Source organism: uncultured Campylobacter sp. (assembly GCF_937997465.1).
Classification (GTDB): domain Bacteria; phylum Campylobacterota; class Campylobacteria; order Campylobacterales; family Campylobacteraceae; genus Campylobacter_A.
In genome coordinates this window covers 1-1,767 of record NZ_CALKTQ010000130.1, presented here as the reverse complement: position 1 = coordinate 1,767, position 1,767 = coordinate 1, and the positions used below count along the sequence as shown (strand labels likewise).

Annotated in this window: 2 protein-coding genes and 1 pseudogene; all 3 read left to right on the top strand. The window is 51.2% G+C overall.

Annotated features, from left to right (window positions below; translation table 11 throughout):
• A partial coding sequence (locus tag Q0546_RS04055) for a phosphatidate cytidylyltransferase (RefSeq protein WP_298790768.1) occupies positions 1-563 on the top strand: 563 nt, incomplete at its 5' end.
• Between the two features lie 7 nt (positions 564-570).
• Positions 571-1,125, top strand: a pseudogene (locus Q0546_RS04050) (DUF1287 domain-containing protein).
• Positions 1,126-1,163: 38 nt separating this feature from the next.
• On the top strand, positions 1,164-1,767 hold a 604-nt coding region (locus tag Q0546_RS04045; protein WP_298790766.1), incomplete at its 3' end, for an alpha/beta hydrolase.

Here is a 1,767-nt window from a genome sequence, read left to right as displayed (position 1 = left end):
TCCCGGTTTACGGATTTTTGTTTTTGCCGATTTTGGCGGCTATTTGCGGCGATGCAGCATATTTTTTGGAGCGCTCGACGAAGATCCAGTGGGCACTGATGATCTGCGTGTTTTGTATCTCGCACATCCCAGCACTTCTTTTGCTGGATCTTAAGCAAGGTAGCGGCATGGAGCTGATGCTGTTTTTGATCCTGGTCGTGCAATCTAGCGACGTGCTGCAGTACGTCTGGGGCAAGCTTTTGGGCAAGCGCAAGATCGCCCCTAGCATCAGCCCGTCTAAAACGGTGGTCGGCTTTGCGGGCGGGGTTCTTAGCGCTAGCGTGCTGGCCGCGTGTCTGCATCATCTCACGCCTTTTGGCGCGGTTGGGGCGTTTTTTATCGGGCTTGCCGTTTGCATGATGGGTTTTTTAGGAGGGCTAGTTATGTCTGCCATCAAGCGCGATCTAGGCGTCAAAGACTGGGGCTATATGATCAGCGGGCACGGTGGGATGCTTGATCGTATGGACTCGCTGTGCTTTGCTGCGCCGATATTTTTTCACATAGTTAGATATTTTTACGCGTGAGGTTTTGATGAAAATTTGGAGCAAAATTTTACTTTTAGCGCTCGTGGCAAATTTAGTCTTTGCTTTTTCGGCCCAAAAGCTCGTGCAAGATGCCAGAGCGCAGGTTGGGCAGACGCTGTTTTACGATCCTTCGTACTCTAGGCTAGCCTATCCGATGGGCGACGTGGATATGATAAAGGGCGTTTGCACCGATGTCGTTGTTAGAGCGCTGCGCGGGTAGGACATAGATCTGCAGCGGCTCATCCACGAGGATATGAGCGCAAATTTTAGCGCCTATCCAAAAAACTGGGGCGCGAAAAAGACCGACAAAAACATCGATCATCGCCGCGCACCAAACATCGCAACCTACCTAAAACGCAAGGGTTACGAGGCGAAGGGTGGGTTTAAGGCGGGCGATATCGTGACGTGGCGGCTGGATAACGGAAGGCCTCATATCGGCATAGTTTCGGATAAATTTGCCAGCGGCAAAACCCCGCTTGTGATCCACAATATCGGACTTGGCGCGCAGGAGGAGGACGTGCTAAATGTTTACGAGATAACGGGGCATTTTAGGATAAAATAAGCGTAAAAATCGATGAATTTAAGTAAGAAAGGCGAAAAATGGAGTTTAAAGAGAGCTATTTTATAACCAGCGACGGGGTGAGGATATTTTACAGATACCGTTTGGCTAGCGACGTAGCGTGCGAAAACCCGGGCGCAGGCGAAGTAAATTTGAGTAAGGATGGCAAATTTGACGGGTCAAATTTGAGCGCCGAGGCCGTAAATGAAACGTCAAATTTGGCTAGCGAGCAGGCGCGCGGCGCGGGTGAAAATACGGAGCCAGGCTTAAACGGCGAAGGCAAATCGGACGAGCAAAATTTACAAAGAAGCGGCAAAAACTCGGACTCAAATTTAAACGAAGCCGGCAAATGCGGCGCGTCAAATTTGAGCGAAAACGCCGAGCAAAATTTCAAATTTAAAGCCGCGCCGAATGCCAAAGCCGTAGCAATATTTCACCGCGGACACGAGCACTCGGGCAGGACGACGAACATAGCAGACGGGCTAGCGGATGAGAGTTTTAGCTATTTTGCCTGGGATCAGCGCGGACACGGTAGGAGCGACGGCGAGCGGGGCGACGCGCCTAGTATGGGCCGCCTTATCGCCGACGTGGACGAGTTTGTGGCGCACATCGAGCAGAGATTTGGCTTTGAGACGCAAAATCTAG